The sequence below is a fragment of the Nitrospinota bacterium genome, assembly GCA_016235255.1.
GTDB lineage: Bacteria > Nitrospinota_A > UBA7883 > UBA7883 > JACRLM01 > JACRLM01.
Map to the genome: position 1 here is coordinate 1 of JACRLM010000048.1, position 19,390 is coordinate 19,390.

At 57.4% G+C, this 19,390-nt stretch carries 19 protein-coding genes; 12 read left to right on the forward strand and 7 right to left on the reverse strand.

Annotation, left to right across the window (positions count from 1 at the left end):
- Positions 1 to 162: 162 nt before the first annotated feature.
- The 3 genes from HZB29_06345 to HZB29_06355 form a co-directional block, all read right to left on the reverse strand.
- Entirely contained in the window at positions 163 to 363 is a 201-nt protein-coding gene (locus HZB29_06345) for an ATPase (protein MBI5815214.1), read from the reverse strand.
- Between the two features lie 423 nt (positions 364 to 786).
- On the reverse strand, positions 787 to 1,284 hold the full coding sequence (locus tag HZB29_06350) for a hypothetical protein (GenBank protein MBI5815215.1): 498 nt from the start codon (positions 1,282 to 1,284) through the stop codon (positions 787 to 789).
- Positions 1,285 to 1,472: 188 nt separating this feature from the next.
- Positions 1,473 to 3,686 (reverse strand): copper-translocating P-type ATPase, encoded by a 2,214-nt coding sequence (locus HZB29_06355; protein ID MBI5815216.1) that lies wholly within the window; start codon positions 3,684 to 3,686, stop codon positions 1,473 to 1,475.
- Between the two features lie 61 nt (positions 3,687 to 3,747).
- On the opposite strand from HZB29_06355, the gene HZB29_06360 reads away from it, so the two are divergent.
- From HZB29_06360 to HZB29_06400, 9 genes are all read left to right on the forward strand, one after another.
- Positions 3,748 to 5,082, forward strand: a complete 1,335-nt coding sequence (locus tag HZB29_06360; protein MBI5815217.1) for a DHH family phosphoesterase — start codon at positions 3,748 to 3,750, stop codon at positions 5,080 to 5,082.
- A gap of 89 nt (positions 5,083 to 5,171) precedes the next feature.
- Positions 5,172 to 5,612, forward strand: a complete 441-nt coding sequence (locus tag HZB29_06365; GenBank protein MBI5815218.1) for a helix-turn-helix transcriptional regulator — start codon at positions 5,172 to 5,174, stop codon at positions 5,610 to 5,612.
- 10 nt (positions 5,613 to 5,622) lie between these two features.
- Positions 5,623 to 6,738 (forward strand): tRNA guanosine(34) transglycosylase Tgt, encoded by a 1,116-nt coding sequence (gene tgt / locus HZB29_06370; protein MBI5815219.1) that lies wholly within the window; start codon positions 5,623 to 5,625, stop codon positions 6,736 to 6,738.
- Positions 6,739 to 6,886: 148 nt separating this feature from the next.
- Entirely contained in the window at positions 6,887 to 7,138 is a 252-nt protein-coding gene (locus HZB29_06375; GenBank protein MBI5815220.1) for a ribbon-helix-helix protein, CopG family, read from the forward strand.
- Positions 7,119 to 7,430, forward strand: coding sequence for a type II toxin-antitoxin system RelE/ParE family toxin (locus HZB29_06380; GenBank protein ID MBI5815221.1), 312 nt, complete (start codon positions 7,119 to 7,121; stop codon positions 7,428 to 7,430). The genes HZB29_06375 and HZB29_06380 overlap by 20 nt, the downstream gene beginning before the upstream one ends.
- Positions 7,427 to 8,524, forward strand: a complete 1,098-nt coding sequence (hemW, locus tag HZB29_06385) for a radical SAM family heme chaperone HemW (GenBank protein MBI5815222.1) — start codon at positions 7,427 to 7,429, stop codon at positions 8,522 to 8,524. The genes HZB29_06380 and hemW overlap by 4 nt, the downstream gene beginning before the upstream one ends.
- Positions 8,525 to 8,532: 8 nt before the next feature.
- On the forward strand, positions 8,533 to 9,474 hold the full coding sequence (locus tag HZB29_06390) for a DnaJ domain-containing protein (GenBank protein ID MBI5815223.1): 942 nt from the start codon (positions 8,533 to 8,535) through the stop codon (positions 9,472 to 9,474).
- 91 nt (positions 9,475 to 9,565) lie between these two features.
- A complete protein-coding gene (locus HZB29_06395; protein ID MBI5815224.1) occupies positions 9,566 to 9,835 on the forward strand; it encodes a type II toxin-antitoxin system prevent-host-death family antitoxin in 270 nt (89 codons plus the stop codon).
- Positions 9,825 to 10,130 carry a type II toxin-antitoxin system RelE/ParE family toxin gene (locus HZB29_06400; protein MBI5815225.1) on the forward strand — a complete coding sequence of 102 codons (306 nt, stop codon included), beginning with the start codon at positions 9,825 to 9,827 and terminating at the stop codon, positions 10,128 to 10,130. Before HZB29_06395 ends, HZB29_06400 begins: the two co-directional genes overlap by 11 nt.
- A gap of 48 nt (positions 10,131 to 10,178) precedes the next feature.
- Here HZB29_06400 and HZB29_06405 read toward each other — a convergent pair whose 3' ends face one another.
- The gene (locus tag HZB29_06405; GenBank protein MBI5815226.1) at positions 10,179 to 10,853 is read right to left on the reverse strand and encodes a response regulator; all 675 of its coding nucleotides are present in this window, start codon (positions 10,851 to 10,853) and stop codon (positions 10,179 to 10,181) included.
- Between the two features lie 424 nt (positions 10,854 to 11,277).
- Between HZB29_06405 and nrfH the strand changes: the two genes are divergently transcribed.
- From nrfH to HZB29_06420, 3 genes are read left to right on the forward strand one after another with little or no spacing between them, the layout of a single operon-like run.
- Complete coding sequence (nrfH, locus tag HZB29_06410) at positions 11,278 to 11,757, forward strand: cytochrome c nitrite reductase small subunit (protein MBI5815227.1); 480 nt, start codon at positions 11,278 to 11,280, stop codon at positions 11,755 to 11,757.
- Between the two features lie 13 nt (positions 11,758 to 11,770).
- A complete protein-coding gene (locus HZB29_06415) occupies positions 11,771 to 13,198 on the forward strand; it encodes an ammonia-forming cytochrome c nitrite reductase subunit c552 (GenBank protein MBI5815228.1) in 1,428 nt (475 codons plus the stop codon).
- The gene (locus tag HZB29_06420) at positions 13,195 to 14,418 is read left to right on the forward strand and encodes an ammonium transporter (GenBank protein MBI5815229.1); all 1,224 of its coding nucleotides are present in this window, start codon (positions 13,195 to 13,197) and stop codon (positions 14,416 to 14,418) included. Before HZB29_06415 ends, HZB29_06420 begins: the two co-directional genes overlap by 4 nt.
- Positions 14,419 to 14,503: 85 nt before the next feature.
- On the opposite strand, the gene HZB29_06425 is transcribed toward HZB29_06420, so the two are convergent.
- The 3 genes from HZB29_06425 to HZB29_06435 all read right to left on the reverse strand — a co-directional run bounded on the left by HZB29_06425 (position 14,504) and on the right by HZB29_06435 (position 19,390).
- On the reverse strand, positions 14,504 to 16,036 hold the full coding sequence (locus tag HZB29_06425) for a hypothetical protein (protein ID MBI5815230.1): 1,533 nt from the start codon (positions 16,034 to 16,036) through the stop codon (positions 14,504 to 14,506).
- Positions 16,037 to 16,057: 21 nt separating this feature from the next.
- Positions 16,058 to 16,786: a glycosyltransferase family 2 protein gene (locus HZB29_06430; protein ID MBI5815231.1), complete on the reverse strand. Its 729-nt coding sequence runs from the start codon at positions 16,784 to 16,786 to the stop codon at positions 16,058 to 16,060.
- A gap of 129 nt (positions 16,787 to 16,915) precedes the next feature.
- The gene (locus HZB29_06435) at positions 16,916 to 19,390 is read right to left on the reverse strand and encodes a PBP1A family penicillin-binding protein (GenBank protein ID MBI5815232.1); all 2,475 of its coding nucleotides are present in this window, start codon (positions 19,388 to 19,390) and stop codon (positions 16,916 to 16,918) included.

A 19,390-nucleotide genomic window follows, 5' to 3' on the forward strand; every position in this document is an offset into this window, starting at 1 on the left:
CAGGTTGAGGAAAGTGAGCGGTTATAAACACCTGCCAGAACTGCGTGAGATCATGAAACGGGCTCTGGCGGGGAAGATAATGGTGAAAGCGGCGTGACGGTCATGCCGGGAGTTTCAACTAAAAAAGGGATTGACTCTTCAATTCATTTCAGTAAATTAAATTCAATCTTTCCCCTTAAATCTCTTCAGCCTCAGCGAGTTGCTCACCACCGTCACCGACGACAAGGCCATCGCCGCCGCCGCCAGCATGGGATTTAACGTCACTCCCCATATCGGGTACAGCGCGCCCGCCGCCACCGGTATCAATATCACGTTGTAAGCAAAGGCCCAGAAAAGGTTCTGGTGGATTATGCGCAAAGCCACCCCGCCCCAGCTCTATGGCCGAGGCGACGATGAAGGACGTTTCGGTCAGATCGTCGTTAAATTGCATTATTAATCCGCGCCGCCATCGTAATTGTTCTGAATGATTTGAACATGATAGCAGAAGTGCGGGCGCGGCGGGCCCCCTGAAGGATTCTCAATCTCCGGCCAAGGATTTATAAAAACGCATGTCATACTGAGCCATGTCAGGCTGGGCGCGCCGAAGCCCAAACTTGTCATGGTGAGCCTGTCGAACCATGACTTTAACAGTTGTTGTCACCCTTCGACAGGCTCAGGGCGGCAGTTTTCATAAACATATGAAATTATCCGGAGATTTGGGAGGATAGCGTCAAGGAAGTAGACCGGGGCTCCGCCCGCCCCGGTCATTTAATCCAGGAATGATGTGTTCAATAGCCTGTTTCAACGTCAGCGGATCGCATCTGTGCTAAGCATGCTAAGGCCGCTAATGCCGCAAACCGTATCCACAATGTCTATATAGCGGCCTTTCGCTCCAGCTTTCATTGAGCGGATCAGGGAGTTGATTATTTTAAGGTCGTTGGCCTCTATAATTTCCACCATGTCGTACTTTGAAATACCCTGGCAGTAGAGCATATTCCGATTTACAAGCTTTGCGTATTTCCTCAGATCGTTCATGTGGGAGACGCTGTTTTCGATTTTCTTTTCCCGTGTCAGCGTGTTCCATTCGTCTTTCATCTTCAGGAAAACAAGCGCCACGTATGTTTGCCCGTCATTGTCAAAGTCAATCTCTTTGGCTGTGGGATTTGCGGGTATTTCTTCGTTTGGAATCCACTTGAGGCTCTTGTCCGCGTGTCTTTTGATCTTGTTCCCGCATTTCACGCAGATTTTCAGTTCCTCCGGCATTTCCGTGCCGCACTTGTCACACTTGACCCATGTTTCCGCCATTTTTCCCTCCTGATTTGTTTGTGACGCAAAAAACGCCATTACCATTTCCCAGACGCCCCCCTAAGCCGGGATTTTCCGGCTGGCGTATGACATGGGTATAAAATTACGCTGAAAGCGGCGGAAAGGCAATAGAATAATATGGGAAAATATGAAAAACGTGAAGGGATATTAACTATCCCCCTCCAAACCTACCTCAGCCTCAGCGAATTGCTCACCACCGTCACCGACGACAGGGCCATCGCCGCCGCCGCCAGCATGGGATTTAGCGTCACTCCCCATATCGGGTACAGCGCGCCCGCCGCCACGGGTATCAATATCACGTTGTAGGCGAAGGCCCAGAAAAGGTTCTGGTGGATTATGCGCAGCGTGGCGCGGCCCAGTTCGATTGCGGTGACCACGCCGCCAAGGTTCCCGCTCATCAGCGTTATGCCGCCCGCCTCCATGGCGATGTCCGTGCCGTGTCCCATGGCAAAGCCCACGTCCGCCGCCGCCAGGGCGGGGGCGTCGTTTATCCCGTCCCCCACCATCGCCACGATCCGCCCCTCGGCGCGGAACCGGGCCACTTCGTCCGCCTTGCCCGCCGGGCCCATGTCGGCCATTATGCTGTCTATCCCCGCTTCCGACCCGATGGCGAAAGCGGTGGCGGGATGGTCCCCGGTGATCATCACCACGTCCAGCCCCATCTTGCGCAGCTTGGCTATGGCCGGGGCAGATTCCGGCTTTAACGTGTCCTCCGCGCCGATCACACCCAAGATGGCCCCGTCCCGTGCGGCGTAAAGGGGCGTGGCCCCGCGCGACGTGATGGATTCCGTCGCCTTTGCAAGGGCCGATATGTCCACTTCCCGCGTGGCCATTATTTTTGCGGAGCCGACCAGCGCCGCCGCGCCGTCCACTTTCCCTTCCACTCCGGCGCCTGTAATGGTCTTAAAGCCTGAAACCTCCGGGATGGCGATTCCGCGCTCCGTGGCGAAGCGGACTATCGCCTGGCCAAGGGGATGTTCCGACCGTTTTTCCACCGCCGCCGCCATCGAAAGCAATTCGGTTTCCGACACTCCCGCCGCCGCCACGATGGAGGTGACGGACGGTTCGCCTTTTGTGATGGTCCCGGTCTTGTCCAGCACGATGGTGGTGATCGCCGCCGCCTTTTCCAGCGCCTCGCCGTTTTTCACAAGCGCCCCGGACTCGGCCCCTTTGCCTGTCCCCACCATGATGGCGGTTGGTGTGGCGAGCCCAAGGGCGCAGGGACATGCGATTATCATCACCGAAACGAAGCTGACAAGAGCGCGGGTGAATTTTGGCTCCGGGCCGATAAAGTACCACACAGCGAAAGTGATGGCCGCCACCCCGATCACCGCCGGGACGAAGTATGACGATATTACGTCCGCCAGCTTTTGCGCCGGGGACTTGCTCCCCTGCGCCTCCCGCACAAGCCGTATTATTTGCGCCAGCACCGTGCGCGACCCCACGCTCGCCACACGGAAAACCACGGCCCCAGCCCGGTTGATCGAGCCGCCGGTGACCTTGTCACCAACGGTTTTCTCAACAGGGACAGATTCGCCGGTGATGAAAGACTCGTCCACGGAAGATTCCCCCTCCGTCACAATCCCGTCCACCGGGACCGTCTCCCCGGGGCGGACGATCACAATGTCTCCGATGCGCACGGCGGATATCTCCACCACCGATTCAACCCCGTTGCGGACTATCCGCGCGGTCTTCGGCCGCAGGGCGGCAAGTTTTGCGATGGCGTCGGAAGCCTGGCCCCGCGCCCTGATCTCCAGGAACTTGCCCATCAGTATCAGGGTGATTATCATCGCGGCGGTCTCAAAATAAACCGGTGGCATTTCGCCGCCGGAAGCGACAAGCTCCGGCGCGAAGGCGGACACGGTGGAGAAAAGATATGCCGCCAGCGTACCGGCGGCGATAAGGGTGTTCATGTCCGATGTTTTCTGTTTGGCCGCCTTCACCGCGCCGCTCATGAACTGCCGCCCGGCCCAGAACATCACCGGGGTGGTGAAGGCGAAAAGGAGCATGTTCGCCGCGGCGTGGGGGACGGCGCCGCCCAGCCCAAGCATATGGCGCATGGAAAGTATCATCACCGGCGCGGTGAGAATGGCCGCCGACGCGAATTTCACCCTTGCCGCGCGCAATTCTTCCTCGCGCCGCAGCCTGTCCGCGTCCAGGTTATCCTCCACGATGTCATATGGCTGGTAACCGGCCTGTTTGATCAGTTCCTTGAACGCCGCCGGGCCGGTCTTTGCCGGGTCGAAAGTGACCATGGCCGATTCTGTGGCCAGGTTCACCGCCACCTGCGCCACGCCGTCCGCCTTGGCGATGGAATTCTCCACCCTGCGCACGCACGACGCGCACGTCATACCCCCCACGCCTATTTCTATCTTGTCCATATTCACGCCCTTTTGCGGTGTTTGCCGGTCATCCCGGCTGTCTATAAGGTATCATAGCACCATGAGATATTACGCGTTCGTGGACAGGCCGGACCACCTGCCGCTCATCCGCAAACTTTCGGATGGGGCGGACGGGCTGACTGTGGTGAACGTTGATCCGCAGGACGGCGTGGACATGGCCGAGGTGGAGGCTTTGGGCGTTTCCACCAATGACAGGGTGGTCATATCCGCCGCCGCTTTGGAAGGGTTTTCGGAGGTGATAGCGCGCCTTTCGTCCATGCCCGATCCCCCTTCGATCCTCGTGCTGGCGGAAAACGCCGGTGAGAACAAGTCCCTTGAAGGTTCCAACGTTTCGGTGGTGGACCTGATGGACCACGCCTCGCACCGGCTAAACCGGGAATGGCGGATGATAGAGACTCGCAGGAAAGCGCACGCCCTTGTGGACTCGCTAAAGGACGCGGGGCAGATCGCCATAGTGCTGCAGGACGATCCCGATCCGGACGCCATCGCCTGCGGACTGGCGGTGCAGGCGCTGCTGGGGCGAAACAGGGCCACGGCGCCGATGGTCACATTCGGCTCCGTCACACGCAACGAGAACGTGGCGATGGTGAAGATGCTGAAGACGGTGGTGCTCACAGTCACCAGCGCCGATTTGAAGGCGTTCGACAGGATAGTGATGGTGGACGTGCAGCCGCCGTATTTTGACAACGACCAGATCCCCCGGGTGGACGCGGTGATAGACCATCATCCATACCCGGTGGAATACGACGCCACATTCAAGGACGTGAACACGATGTACGGCGCAACATCCACCATGATGTACGAATATCTCACCGCAAGCGGCGAGCGGATCACAAAACGGCTGGCCACGGCGCTTCTGTACGGCGTGATGTCCGACACCATGCGGCTGGAGCGCGGGGCGACAAGGCGGGATTTCGAGGCGTTCACGGCGCTTTGGCCCATGGCCAACAAGGACATGCTCTCGGACATGGCCCGGCCCAGGCTGAAAAACGGCGAGCTTAAATATTTCACCCGCGCCATAAGGAACCGGCATCTTTCCGGCGATTTTCTTTTCATCTGGCTAGGGAGGGTGGACAAGGAGGACATCATCCCGAGATTGGCCGATTTCTCCTTGCAGATGGGGGAGTCTTCCTTCTCCGTCACCTGCGGGGTGGTGCGCAACGAGGTGGTGATATCACTGCGCAGCCTGGACCCGGAGCGCAACGCCGGAGAGGTGGCGCGGTCGCTTTTCGGGCGATGGGGCGGGGCGGGGGGGCATCACGCCATGGCGAAGGCCGTGTTCCCCCTTGCGGCGTTCAAGCGCGCATTCGCGCTGACGAAGATGAAGGAAGTGTCCGGCAAGACCCTGGCGATTCTCAAGGAAGAGCTTTTGTGACCATGCGCCGTCAGGGACGAATGAACACGGGTGGAATGAATTCGACAAAGGTATCTTGAAAAAGGCCGGCGCTGGAAAGGACAAATAAAATGTGGATAACGGGAAATCTTGTCAAACAGGGTAAACTTTGGGCCGTGGCCGTGCCATGCCTGGAGGACTATACACAGGGCCGCACAAAAAAAGAGGCCTATGAAATGGCGAAGGACATGCTTGAACAGCTTGCCAAAAGTGAAGGGTTTGAAGGATTGACGGTGGCCGTGCGCCCGTTGACGGGAGACACTTTTCTGGCAGGATCAAAGGACACAAAGCGTTTCACCGCATTCGTCCTGCGCCGATGGCGAAAAGCGCACAACCTCACCCTGGCGCAGGCCGCCAGACGGCTTGGCATATCGTCCCAAAACGCATATGCGCGTTATGAAAAAGGTTTGAACGAGCCAACGCTGTCGCAGATGGAAAGGCTGGTCAGCTCGATAGCGCCGGGCGAGCCGATGTTTGTGGCGTTTGGCGCCCCGGCCGGGACAGCGGCTTAAGCAATCTCCGATGCCGTTACCTCAAAGCTTCAGATTCACCCTCCTTGCCCAGGACTCTTCCTGCAAAGGGCGGCTTGGCCAGATTGTCACCCCGCACGGGGTCATAAAGACCCCGGTGTTCATGCCGGTGGGGACGCAGGGGAGCGTGAAGACGCTCGACCCGGACGAGGTGGCGGGGCTGGGTTTCCCGATTATCCTTGCCAACACTTATCACATGTTCCTGCGCCCCGGCCACGCCGCCGTCAAGGAGCTTGGTGGGCTGCATCGTTTCATGAACTGGAAAGGCTCCATACTCACGGATTCTGGCGGATTCCAGGTGTTCTCCATGCGCGACCTTGTGAAGATAACCGAGGAGGGGGTGCTGTTCGCATCGCATCTGGACGGCTCCAAACATCTGCTCACCCCGGAGCTATCCATCGGGATACAGGAAGCGCTGGGGGCGGACATCATCATGGCGTTCGACGAGCTTGTGCCGCCGGAGTCGTCCGAAGATTTCGCAAGGGAAGCGGACGGCCGGAGCGCCCGATGGGCGGAGCGCTGTTTAAAGGCGAAGACGCGGCCAGACCAGGCGTTGTTCGGCATCACGCAGGGTGGATTCGACGAAACCTTGCGCCGGTCGAGCGCGGAACGGATCGTCTCCATGGGGTTCGATGGATACGCAATCGGCGGGCTTAGCGTTGGGGAGTCCAAAGAGGTGATGGCGGCGATGATCGAAGCGGCGGAACCGGCGTTGCCCAAAGACAAACCGCGATACCTGATGGGAGTGGGGACGCCGGACGATCTTGTGCGATGCGTGGCGCGGGGGATAGACATGTTCGATTGCGTGATGCCGACGCGCAACGCCCGCAACGGCTCGCTGTTCACATCGCAGGGGAAGGTGGCGATAAAGAACGCCCAATACGCGCTGGACAAAGGGCCGCTGGATCCCGAATGCGATTGCCACACCTGCCGTAATTTCTCCCGGGCGTACCTGCGGCATCTGTTCATGAGCGGCGAGATACTTGCGTTGAAGCTGAACACGATCCACAACCTTGCGTTTTACAGACGAAGGATAGACCAGATACACAAGGCGGTCGCGGAAGGAAGATTGGGAAAGTGGGCGGAGAGGCTGGAAGGGGAGGTTTAGTATCGCCGGCGGGCCGCCGGCAATTGCCGCCAAGATGGCGGCGCTACATAAGAAACCGTGACTGGACGACCACCGGGAAGCGTGACACTGCCTGATTTTATCCCGGATGGGTTATACTGAATAATACGTTTATCCGGAGAATGTCTCGATGAAAGAGCCGACAGCGTTCCGCATCACGCCAAAAATTAAAAAGCGGCTGGACAAATTCGCCAAGGAGACTAAAAGAACGCGAAGTTATATTGTCGAAAGCGCCATCGAGGCGTATCTGGACGTGAACGAATGGCAAATCAAGGCCATCAGAAAAGCCCTCAAGGACGCCGCCAGCCCATCCGCCCAATGGATCGATCATCAGGTTGTGAAGGCCAGGTGGGAGCGCAGGCGTGCGGATAAGATGGCTTAAAGCCGCCGCGGACGACCTTCTCCATGTTGAAGCTTTCATTGCCCGCGAAAATCCCGCAGCCGCTGTTGACGTGGTCTTGGCCGTGATTAACGCCGTGGAAAAACTTGGCCGGTTCCCCGCAATGGGGCGGCCCGGCCGTGTGGACGATACAAGGGAGCTTGTGGTCGGTGGTTTTCCATTTATTGTCCCGTACACCGTCAGGAAAGATGTGGTGGAAATATTGCGAGTGTTTCACCAGCGCCAGAAATGGAGCGATATGGATTTTGATATGGAATCAGCCCGGATAAAATGACTTTTCCCCTCGGCCTTTACATTCACATCCCTTTCTGCCGCCACAAGTGTTTCTATTGTGATTTTCACTCCGTGCCGGGGAAGGACGAACTGATCGGCGGCTATATCACCGCCGTCATCAAAGAAATCCAGTCGCGCGCGTCCATGGCCATCAACCGCAAAATCGGTTCCATATTTTTCGGCGGCGGCACTCCTTCGCTTCTTTCGCCGGAACACGCCGAGGCGATTCTGGACACATGCCGAAAATCGTTCGGGATCGCCCCGAACGCGGAAATCACAATGGAGATGAATCCTGAAAGCGTGGAGGCTGTAAAACTTTCCGCATATCTGGCAAGCGGGGTGAACCGCGCCTCCATCGGCGTACAGTCGCTCAACGGCAAGCGCCTAAAATTCCTCGAACGGGTCCACACCGCCGGTCAGGCCCGTAAGGCCATCGAAACGGCTTTTCTGGCCGGTTTCGAAAACGTTTCCGCCGATTTCATGTATTCGCTCCCCGGCCAGACGATGGACGAATGGCTCACCGGGCTTGAGACCGCCGCCGGGTGGGGGATATCGCACATATCGTGCTACGAACTCACACCGGAAGAGGCCACGCCGCTTGGCCGGGCCGTGAAGGCAGGTGAAGTGAACCTTGCGGAAAACGGCGTGAAACTTTTCGACGCAACGGAAAGCGCGCTGGAAAACCGCGGATTCGTCCATTATGAAATATCGAACTACGCCCGGCCTGGGCGCGAATGCGTCCATAACCTGGGTTACTGGAAATACCGGGACTATATTGGCGTTGGGGCGGGGGCGCATGGATTTATCAATGGCGGGCGGTGGGAGAACGTGCGCGATATCGAAACATACATAAGCCAGACCGGCGATAGCGGCATGGCCGTCAAGCGGGCTGAAAAAGTGACAGGCGAAATGGAATGGACGGAGCGGCTTATGCTGGGATTGCGGATGAAAAACGGGATACCTTTCGGCGGCGCGCAAATCACGGATAAAATAAAGTCCATGATAAGCGGAGGGATGCTCGAATATGCCGGCGGGAACCTGCGCGCAACGGCGAAAGGATGGAGGTTGCTGGATTCCGTGCTGGCGAATGTATAATGAAGGCCATGAGCAAAGACTATTACGAACTGTTGGGCGTCAAACGCGACGCGGATGAAAAAGAGCTGAAAAAGGCCTATCGCAAGCTGGCCAAGCAGTACCATCCTGACAAAAATCCGGGCAACAAGGCGGCCGAGGACAAGTTCAAGGAGATCAGCGAAGCCTACGCGGTGCTTTCCGACAAGGACAAGCGCGCCAAGTACGACCGGTTCGGCCACGACCGGTTCCACCAGACATACAGCCAGCAGGACATCTTCAACGGCGCCAATTTCCAGGATATTTTCAGCGAAATGGGGATCGGCGGCAACATATTCGAGATGTTTTTCGGCGGCGGGCGCGGCGGTGGAGGGCGCATCCGGTTCGAACAGGGGGGCGGCGGCATGGGGGGCGGATTCGGGTATGATCCTTTCGCCGGGCAACGCGGCGCGGCGCGCGGCCAGGATTTCGAGACGGAGATGACGGTAAGCCTGCGCGAGGCTGTGAAAGGATGCGAACGGCCGCTCACCCTAAGGACGCCGGACGGAGTCCAGACGCTTACGGTCAAAATTCCGGCGGGGATAGAGACCGGCAAAAAGCTGCGGTTGAAAGGGAAGGGGGGCAAGGCCCCTCGCGGCGGCGAGGCGGGGGACGTTTATGTGGTGATAACCGTGGCGGAAGACCCGGTGTTCAAGCGGGAAGGGGCGGACCTTTATGTGGACGCCCATGTGGAATATTCAAAGCTGATCCTCGGCGGAGCGGTGGCGGTGGAAACGCTGGATGGGGAACGGACCATCAAGGTGGCCCCGGGCGCCGATCCGGGGAAGATGATCCGCATAAAAGGAGGCGGCGCGCCGATGCTAAAGGGTGGCGGCCACGGCGATCTTTATGTGAAGCTTCGGGTGAAGGCCCCGGCCCATCCCACCGATGAGCAGAAAAAGCTGGCGGCGAAGCTGGCGGAGCAGGGGCTGTAGGACAAGAGCGTTGCGTAACTAATATGATGCTATATATTATCAAAATAAGGTGATAACCTGATTTAAGGCACTATGTGAAAAAGGATCGGCCATGCCTATAATAAAACCAATTTCCAGCCTTCGAAACCAGACACGCGCAATCGCCTCCTTGTGCCATGAGCGCGACGAGCCGGTCTATCTGACCACCAATGGCGAGGGGGACCTGGCCGTTATGAGCATTGAGCATTATGAAAGGCTTAGCGCCAGGGCCGAGCTTTACGGAAAACTCGCCGCCGCGCAGGCCCAGGCCGCCTCGGGAGAAAAGGGCCTTGCCCATTCTCAAGTGATGAAAAAACTCCGGCTCCGGCTGCATGGCGGATAAATACAAGCTTCGGTATTTACCTGCCGCTTACGATGATCTTGTTTCTATTTTTGACTGGATCGCAAACGATTATCCCGCCAAAGCCGCTGAGTTTGTCAGTGAACTTGACAAACGCGCCGGAGCCTTGGGATCCCATCCATTTCTTGGCCGCATACCACGTGATGAAAAGCTTAAAAACGCCGGTTATCGCGTTCTAATCATCGAATCATTTATTGTGTTTTACGTTGTCCGCGGCAAGACGGTCGAGATCCATCGCGTGGTCCACTGCTCCCGCAATCTTGACGACATGATTTAGAATCCGGATTGTGGACGGCGTTCAATGAAATGGGGAAGCACGCCCTGCTTATTTCCCGCCGTTCTCGCCTGATTTCTCCAAGTCTATCATCTCGCTCCCCTTGACGTATGTGGCGGGCACCACCTTGGATATCTTGCTAAGCTGTTTTACGATTTCCTTGACCCGCATGGAGAGGTTGAGCACGTCGTTGACGGTCTCGTCCACTTCCCCGGGCTTCAATTCCTTCCAGTTCTTGAGGAACTCCAGGTTTCCGATGATCCCGGTGAGGGGGTTGTTGATCTCGTGCTGGAGCGTCACCGACATTTTCAGCGCCGCCTCCAGCTCTTTCTTCGCGGAAAGCTCGTCTTCCAGCGATTTGATGCGAAGGTGCGCCGCCACGCGGGCCAGAAGCTCCTCCGGGTTGAACGGCTTTGTGATGTAATCGTTGGCGCCCACGTCCATCCCCTGGAGCTTGTCGCCAAGTTCGGTCTTCGCGGAGATCATGATGATGGGGATAAAGCGGGTCTTGTCCTCTTTTTTCAGCCTGCGGCACACCTCGAACCCGTCCATGTCCGGCATCATGATGTCCAGCAGGATGATGTCCGGCTGGTCCGCCGCCACTTTTTCAAGCGCTTCCTTGCCGCTGCCGGCGGTGGCTATCTTGTACTCTTTCTTGCGCGCAAGGGTCATGCGCACAAGCAGGGATATGTTCGGGTCGTCGTCAACTATCAGAACTTTTTGCATTCCAAACCCCTGATTAAGGCGCCCTTTTCAAGTTCAGAATGCATTGTACTATGCCAAGCGCCAGGATGCGCGAGATTTTATAAACTGGAAAAAGGGGGCGTCCAAAACCTGATGCGTCATTTTTAAGCTCCGTTTTTAATGTTTATGTTGAAATTATAAGCAGGTTTTTTCTTCCGCGTGTTTTCTCGCCGCTCACACAAGTTGTCGAATTGTGTTCACTTTTTGTGGAGTTGAACTGTCACAACTCCGACATTTTCAACGCATCATATTTAAGCCCATTTTTATGACTACGCTTAAATTATAAGCGGAATCCATCTTCCGTATTTTTCCGAGCGCCAGTGAAAACAAGGCGTTTTAAGCTTTTTGGTTTATGGCGCCTGGCTTGCAATCTTTCATTAGCCATTGATTGTAAATGAAGTGAATGATGAAAAAGCCAAACGTAAGCCCCGGCGGGCTTATACTAAAGAAGCCGCTGGGAAGGCTTTCAAGGATAGCCCTGATATCCGTTTATATCTCGGCTTTATTTATTCCACTTGCGCCGCTTGGAATAAAGGGCTCTTTTTTGCTGGATAGCTCGCCGGAGTTTTGTGTTTCCTGCCACGTCATGCAAAAAAGGTATGAAGGCTGGTCGCATTCCGCGCACAAGAACTCGGCCACGTGCACCGATTGCCATCTGCCGCAACAGACGTTTGTCACCAAAATCGCCGGCAAGTTGAGGGACAGCCTTAATCACGGTTACGCCTACGCGTTCAACAGCGTCCCCGATCCCATAAGAATAAAGAAACACGGAGCCGAAACGGTGATGCAAAACTGCATAAGGTGCCATGAACGTCTGGTGTCGGGAATACATAACGAAGGCAGGAAGTGCTGGGATTGCCATCGCGGCCTGCCGCACGGATATTAAGGAGGGTTTTGTCATGACATTGAGCCGTTATGCGTTGTCCGCGCTGTTAATCGCGGCAGTTTCATGTTTCGGATGCGGACAGAAAAGCAATCCGGTGGATGCGCCGTTCACTATTCCGAAAGGGGAGAAAGACCCCGCCGTCTGGGGAAAGAAATATCCCAACCACTACGACAGCTACCTGAAAAATTCCGAGATCAGCAAGGGATACAGCAAATACAGAAGCGACGAAGAATGCAGGTTAAGCCCGTGGCCGTTCCAGCTTGCCCTGTTTGACGGGTGGGGCTTTGGCGTTGAATACAACGAGCCGAACGGGCATACGCAAATGTTGAAAGACCAGCTCAAAATAGACCCCTCACGCCGAAAGGCCGGCGGCGTTTGCATGACATGCAAAACCGCATACGCCCCCGAATTAAAGGAGAAGCTGGGCGCCGGTTATTTCAGCAAGCCATATGACGAGGTATGGAAAGAGCTTCCCGAAAAGCACAGGGAAATGGGGGTCGTATGCGCCGACTGCCATGATTCCGAAACGATGAACCTGAGAATCAGCAGATGGACGCTCATTGACGGCTTGAAGGCGATAGGCAAAGACCCGGACAGGCTGACGCGCCAAGAGCTTCGCAGCCTCGTATGCGCCCAGTGCCATGTAACTTACGCGATTCCCAAGGACAAGGACAACAAGTCCACCGGCCTTCTGTTCCCGTGGAAATACGGGAAATGGGGAAACATCTCCATCGAGAACGTCATACGGCAAATCAAGGACGACGGCTTGAGGGAATGGAAGCATAAATTGACGAATCAGAAGCTGGGGCATCTGCGGCATCCTGAATTCGAGCTTTTCTCATCGCCTGGCAGTGTGCACTGGGCGGCTGGCGTGGCCTGCGCGGATTGCCACATGCCATATGAGCGGGTCGGCGGCGAAAAGATGTCGTCCCACAGGTGGGAAAGCCCCTTGAAAAAGAACATGAAGGCGTGCATGCAGTGCCACAACCAGAGCGCCGACTGGCTCAAAGAGCGGGTGTTCGACATACAGGACAGGGTCAATCACTTGTTCACTAAAGCCGGTTACGCAGTCGCAGGGGCGGCGTTGACGATAGAAGCGGCGGAAAAAATTCCGCGAGTTGACCAGAAAGCGCTTCTAAAAGCCAAAGAGGTTTACGAGGAGGCGTACTACCGGAACACATGGATCGGCGCTGAAAACAGCATGGGTTTCCATAATCCGCCGGAAGCCTTGCGGGTGTTGGGCGACGCGCTTGACCAGGGGCGCCGGGCGGAAGCGTTAGCCAGGGAAAGCATAATTAAAGCCGGGGGCTCTCCGCCGGAACTGGACATGGCAAAGATAAAAGCGGTTATCGCGGAACGGTACAAGTCCAAAGACGGCAAGACCGGGTACAAGGGAAACGTCCCGGAGAAGGCGAAACTGCTGGCGGAGGGTGGCCGATGATTGACGCGGGTGACACGGCATGGATGCTTTTCGCCACCGCGCTCGTGATGCTGATGACCGTGGGCGTCTCTTTTTACTATGCGGGAATGTCGCGGAAGAAAAACGTTCTCGCCGCCATCATGCACGGTTTCGCGCCACTATGCCTGGTGAGCGTCATCTGGGTGCTGTGGGGTTACACCATCGCTTTTGGACGCGATAACGGAGGCATCATCGGCGGGCTGGAATGGCTGGCGCTTGCAGGCGTGGGGTCCGCCCCCTCCGCCTCCGCCGGAACAATTCCTCATCTTGGTTTCGCCGCCTTCCAGGGAATGTTCGCCGTGGTCACCACCGCCATAATCGCGGGAGCTTTCGCCGAAAGGATGAAATTCACCGCGTTTCTGCTGTTCACGGCGTTATGGGTGACCTTTGTTTACGCTCCGCTGGCCCATTGGGTGTGGGGCAAGGGGGGGTGGATCGGCGGGGTCCTTGGCGCGCTGGACTTCGCGGGCGGAACCGTCGTCCATATCAGCGCCGGCGTGGCCGCCCTTGTGGCGGCTTTTTTAATCGGCCCGCGGCGGGGCTTTGGAGTCTCGTCAATGGCTCCGCATAATCTGGTTTTCACATTGATTGGCGCGGGCTTGCTGTGGTTTGGCTGGTTTGGCTTCAACGCGGGCAGCGCGTTTTCCGCCGGTAATCTGGCGGCGCTGGCTTTCATCAACACGAACAGCGCGGCCGCCGCCGCCGCTTTGGCCTGGATCATCATTGAATGGCTTCAAAAGGGCAAGCCCACTTTCCTTGGCGCGGCAAGCGGCGCCCTTGCCGGTCTTGTCGCAATCACTCCCGCCTGCGGCTTCGTGGGGCCGTTACCGGCGATGATTATCGGAGCCGCCGCCGCTCCTCTTTGTTACGGCGCGATAATGTTGAAGCCAAGACTCGGCTATGACGATTCTTTCGACGTTTTCGGCGTGCACGCCGTCTGCGGAACATGGGGCGCGATGGCCACAGGGCTTTTCGCCTCCACCGCCGTCAACCCGGCCGGTTTGAACGGCTTTTTTTCCGGAAACCCCCCGTTATTGGGAATCCAGGCCATCGCGGTGATCGCCACTTACGTGTATGTGGCGTTATACACCTATATCATTTGCAAGATCGTGGACAGGGTCGTTGGGTTGCGGGTCAGCGAAGACGATGAAATAACAGGTCTCGATTACACTCAGCATAGAGAGAGCGCATACAATTCCTGATTCAACTCAGGCCGCGGAGGCGGGAGTGAGCATTAACCGGCTTGTCAGCGCGAAACTGGCCAGTTAATAAGCCGCTAAGCTCACGCTAAAGTTCTTTTCCAGCGATCCGGACAAGCCGGGCGGGATCGAAAATGAAAAAAGGATAGTCCCGCGCCGTGGCTGCTTGCCACTGTTTTTCAAGCGAGGTCAAATGTTCCAGTTCGCCTGCAAGGGCCTTTCGCGCTGGTTCCTGCATCGCGCTCAACGCGGAGTTGATCTCCTTTATCCTGCGGCCGATCGCTTTCCTGTCCGCGCCGGGATACTTGATCGCCTCCACCAGGCGCGCCTTTTCACCTGTCAACGCCGCCGCCTCGGCTCCCGGGGGCGCGGTGAGTTCTGGTTTCTGTTCGATATCACGCAAGGAGCCATGGATTTCCTCCATCCGCCTCGCCGGATTTTCAGCTTCCGCGCCGGGCCAGAGGGTGGCGGAAACGCATGCGTATTCCGGAGGCTGGATCCCATAAAACTTGCGCATTATGCCGTCGCTGATGGCGTCATACTTGGCTCCGCCGCAGCCGTGGATGAAAAAGTCGCAGACGAACAGCCGCAGGAAAATCGAAAGGGTTATGGCTTTCGGGCGGATTTGCGCCCGGCCCGCAAGGATGTCTTCCATTTCAAACAGCGATCCCGATTCGGACACCATCGTCAGCGAGCCGCCCAGCTTCTCAACGTACGCCCGCTCCCTGCCTGCCCCGGCGATTATCCAGAAGGGGGTCTCGGCTATCCCCGCCTTGACGCCAAGGTTTGGAAACGGATTTATCGGGTAGCGCAGTTTGTGTTCTTTCCTGTACCGTTCAAGTTCGCCGTTGTACGCCGCCGTAAAATCTTCCAGCCTGCGCAGAATGTCCACCGCATACTCCAGGAACGCCCCTGTGGTGGACAAGGTGGACACCTTCAATTCCAGACAATTTTCCCCCACAGGTTTTTCCCACGCCCGCCGGATGATTATGGAGCGCGAAGTGAAATCCGGCGTGTCCATCGAAGAGCTGTTCAACCTGTCCAAAAAACTTTCCGCCGCCGACCTGGGGATTTTTAAGCGAGGCCCGTCCATAAGGCCGATGGCGGCCTTCAAGCGCTCAAGCGTTATGTCCGGCGACTCGGTTTCGGCGGTCTCGTATAGACGGTTGCGGCCCGGTTGCGGAAAGATCAAAGCATCTGTCTTGACGATCCTTCCATCGTTTAACGATGGTATGGCCGCCCGTTCCGCCTCGAACACGTCCGTGTCCACCGAAATGAACAGCGGCGTTAGCCCCAACGCCTTGGCCGCCGTCATCAGCGTTATGTTCTTGAAGGCCACTCCCGGATGGAAAAGCTCCGGCTGGTGGCCGGAACAGATGACCGGCGCCAAAGGGGAGGGCGCCACCGGCGCTTGAAGACCCAGGCTTGAGGTATATTCAACGGCCTTTGACAAGGCGGACGAACGCGCCAGCTCCGCCATTTTCGCGAGATGCGTGTTGGCCGCCGCGCGCTCTTTGGCGGAGCGGATGTTTCTGGCTATCGCCTCGGCAAATCCGGAGGCTGGCGGTATGCAAAGTGTCTCGCCGTCGTTTTCCGGGATGGCGGCCCTGTCCATTTTCAAAACGTCACTTCCCCTGCGGCGCTATGCGGTCCGCCTGGATTTTGGCGTATTTTTCATCCGCCATCTTTCAAGCTCGCGTTCCACCACTTCCATATAGTACCCAAGCCGCTTTTCCGGATCGTCAATGCCGCCGCCGAAGGTGCGGGAGAGGTTTTTGTATATGCGCGGCGTGGGAATTTCCTGTACCGAAAGGCCGGAATGTTTCGCCTGTATCCAGAACTGCAAAGGCTGGGCGTAGCCCGGTTCGTCCAGGGAAAGCCTGGCGATGGCTGAAACGCGGTAACACTTGAAGCCGCAGAACGAGTCTGTGAGGTTGAATCCTGTTATCTGGTTTATCACTTCGGTGATCTTGCGGTTTATGTCCAGCCTGTCGGGCGGGGCGGCGTCGTCCTCCGGCGATGTTTCCAGATACCGCGAACCGGATAGAACGTCATAATCCCCCAGTTCGGCGAACATACGCCCGATGAACTTGGGCTCGTGCTGTTCGTCGCAATCTATGGTGACAACCTTTTCGTATCCGTTCCTGACGGCGTATTCAAGCCCGTCAATCACCGATTTCCCATACCCCATGTTGCGTTCATGGCGCAGGACCACGATCCCCGGCGTGTTTTGAAGCGTTTCATACGAGCCGTCGGTGGAGCCGTCGTCCACGGCGAGAATGTCCCCGTCGTGGTTGTCCCGTATTTTGGCCATCACAAGGGCCAATGTGGCGATTTCGTTGTACACAGGCACGGCCACAAGATCGCTCATTTGCAAAAACTCCGCGAGATGAAAACATAATCAGCCCCGCCCGGCGCAAAGCTCCGGGGCTGCCGCGTTCCAGGCTGGAATTGTATCATTGTTGACGGATGGAGGGCATTAGCGCGCGCTAACGCCGCCTTAGGGCGCCTGTTCTTCTTCCTGCTCCTGTCCGATCTCATGGACGTATTCCGTCGGCTGTGTGCCGTCTATGAACGCCTCGAATATAGCGTTTTCGCTGGACGATTTGGTCAGTAGCCCGGTCTTTTTGTCCACCCGGGCGAAAACGACGTTCTCCGGCGGGGTGAAATCGCGCACGGCGTAGTTTTTTAGCGCCTCTTTCATGAACGCTATCCATATCGGTATGGCGGCGCGGGCGCCGGTCTCCTTTTTGCCGATGGGCGAATTGTCGTCCCTGCCCACCCACACCGCGCACACGATGTCCGGGGTGAAGCCGATGAACCACGCGTCGTTATAGTTGTTCGTCGTGCCGGTCTTCCCGGCGATGGGCCTGCCAAGCTCGGCCACCTTGGCCGCCGTCCCTTCGGCCACAACGCTTTTCATCACGCTTGCCATCACGTAGGCAGTGGCGGGGGATATGCGAGGATCGGGGGGCGACGGGCTGTTTGACTCCATTATGGAGTCCTTGCTGTCCTTCACCGAGTTGATGTACATCAGGTCCACGAAATCGCCCCCGTTGGCCAGCACCCCATAGGCCCGCACCATCTCTTCCACCGTCACCGGATAAGACCCCAGCGCCAGCGAAAGATAAGGGTCCAGCGGGCTTGTTATGCCGAACAGCCTGGCGTAGTCCACCACCACCTGGGCGCCTATTTTGTCTATCACCTTCACGGTGACCACGTTGCGCGAGTGGGTGACAGCCTCGCGTATCGTGGTTGGCCCGAAATACTCACCCTCGAAGTTGCTGGGGTTCCACGCCTTAAAGCCCGTCTTGGCAGGGTCTATCACCACCGGCGAGTCCATCACCACGGTGGCGGGGGTGAAGCCGTTGTCCAGCGCGGCTGTGTATATTATCGGCTTGAACGACGATCCCGGCTGGCGCATCGCCTGTACCGTCCGGTTGAATTTGGATACGTCCGCGTCGTATCCCCCCACCATGGCCAGTATCTCGCCGGTCTTCGGATTGGTGGCCAGCAGCGACGCCTGGGTATTGGGCGTCTGGTCGAGCGCCAGCGGAATCTGGCCGTCCGCACCGGCCCTGGCCAATATGCCCACCTCGATGATGTCGCCTTTCTTCAGGACTTTTCTCGCGTCTTCGATTTTCGGCGCCCACATGAAGTCCGCGTTGGGATTGGCCTTGTGCGCCCAGTCCATGCTGGCGAGCTGTATCGTCCCCTTAGCTCCGTCGAAGGTCACGCGGACAAGCCCTTTGTCCACGGCGGTCACCACGCCCCTTATGCGCCTGCCGGGCCTGTAGAAGTCGGGGGACGTTGTCCTGATCTCTTCCTTCTGGTTTATCTGCGCCCAGTCCGGTTTCTGGCCCCCCTCCACGTTCACTTTGCCCACGGGGCCGCGGTATCCCAGGCGCTTGTCCAGTTCCTCCAGCCCGGCCTTGAGCGCCGCGTCGGCCGCAGTCTGCATTTTCAGGTCCAGCGTGGTGTATATTTTCAGCCCGGAGTGGTACAGGGCCGTGGCCCCGTATTTCTTTTCCAGGTAGCGCCGCACATGCTCCCCAAACCATGCTGCCTTGTTGGCCGCCTTCTTGAATCCGGAAAGGCGTATCGGCTCGTTCTCGGCCTTTTCCTTGTCCTTTTCGGAGATGGCGCCAACGGCCACAAGCCTGCTTAACACGTGGGAACGGCGCGCCCTGGCCTTTTCAAGGTTGTTGTACGGCGAATAGTTCGTCGGCGCCTTGGGGAGCCCGGCGATCATGGCGATCTGCGCCAGTGTAAGCTCGCTTAGCTTTTTGCCGAAGTATGTTTCCGCGGCGGCGGCAACGCCGTATGAGCCGTGGCCGTAATATATCTGGTTTAGGTATATCTCCAGAATTTCGTTCTTGGAATAGCTGCGCTCTATCTCAAGTGAGAGGAGCGCCTCCTTTATCTTGCGCCCCATTGTGCGTTCCGGGGTGAGAAGCAGCGTTTTGGCAAGCTGCTGGGTGATGGAGCTGCCCCCCTGCACAACCCGGCCTGCCTTTATGTTCTCGAAAAAGGCGCGGAGTATCCCTTCGTAGTTGATGCCGCTATGCTCGTAAAACTGCGCGTCCTCCACGGCGATGGTCGCGTCGCGGAAAAGCTTGGGTATCTGGTTGAGGGTGACCAGGAGGCGCTTTTCAACGTAGAACTCGGAGATCAGCAGCCCGTTCCTGTCGTAAACGCGGGTGGCCTGGCTTGGATTGTATTTTCGTAATGTGGATATGTCCGGGAAATCCTCGCTGAAAAGCTTGGTGTAGTAATATCCCGCCCCGGCCCCCGCCGCCGCCGCCACGGCGATGATGATCATCGCCGATATCAGCCCCGCGCGCGCCGCGATGGAAGGCTTGCGCCCGCCGCCGTTCGAGGGTTTGGTATCGGTTTGCAGGTTCGGCGTCTCGCCGTTGTTTATGGGTTTTTCTTCGGGCTTTTGGCCCGTTTCCCCGGCTTCGTTACCGGTCAT

Bases quoted from the DNA above. Each gene is read 5' to 3' on its own strand.
- hemW (MBI5815222.1), top strand. From the start codon at position 7,427: ATGACTTTTCCCCTCGGCCTTTACATTCACATCCCTTTCTGCCGCCAC.
- HZB29_06395 (MBI5815224.1), top strand. From the start codon at position 9,566: ATGCCTATAATAAAACCAATTTCCAGCCTTCGAAACCAGACACGCGCA.
- HZB29_06355 (MBI5815216.1), bottom strand. From the start codon at position 3,686: ATGGACAAGATAGAAATAGGCGTGGGGGGTATGACGTGCGCGTCGTGC.
- HZB29_06375 (MBI5815220.1), top strand. From the start codon at position 6,887: ATGAAAGAGCCGACAGCGTTCCGCATCACGCCAAAAATTAAAAAGCGG.
- HZB29_06390 (MBI5815223.1), top strand. From the start codon at position 8,533: ATGAGCAAAGACTATTACGAACTGTTGGGCGTCAAACGCGACGCGGAT.
- HZB29_06415 (MBI5815228.1), top strand. From the start codon at position 11,771: ATGACATTGAGCCGTTATGCGTTGTCCGCGCTGTTAATCGCGGCAGTT.
- HZB29_06430 (MBI5815231.1), bottom strand. From the start codon at position 16,786: ATGAGCGATCTTGTGGCCGTGCCTGTGTACAACGAAATCGCCACATTG.
- nrfH (MBI5815227.1), top strand. From the start codon at position 11,278: ATGAAAAAGCCAAACGTAAGCCCCGGCGGGCTTATACTAAAGAAGCCG.
- HZB29_06360 (MBI5815217.1), top strand. From the start codon at position 3,748: ATGAGATATTACGCGTTCGTGGACAGGCCGGACCACCTGCCGCTCATC.
- HZB29_06350 (MBI5815215.1), bottom strand. From the start codon at position 1,284: ATGGCGGAAACATGGGTCAAGTGTGACAAGTGCGGCACGGAAATGCCG.
- HZB29_06365 (MBI5815218.1), top strand. From the start codon at position 5,172: ATGTGGATAACGGGAAATCTTGTCAAACAGGGTAAACTTTGGGCCGTG.
- HZB29_06400 (MBI5815225.1), top strand. From the start codon at position 9,825: ATGGCGGATAAATACAAGCTTCGGTATTTACCTGCCGCTTACGATGAT.
- tgt (MBI5815219.1), top strand. From the start codon at position 5,623: ATGCCGTTACCTCAAAGCTTCAGATTCACCCTCCTTGCCCAGGACTCT.
- HZB29_06405 (MBI5815226.1), bottom strand. From the start codon at position 10,853: ATGCAAAAAGTTCTGATAGTTGACGACGACCCGAACATATCCCTGCTT.
- HZB29_06420 (MBI5815229.1), top strand. From the start codon at position 13,195: ATGATTGACGCGGGTGACACGGCATGGATGCTTTTCGCCACCGCGCTC.
- HZB29_06435 (MBI5815232.1), bottom strand. From the start codon at position 19,390: ATGACCGGTAACGAAGCCGGGGAAACGGGCCAAAAGCCCGAAGAAAAA.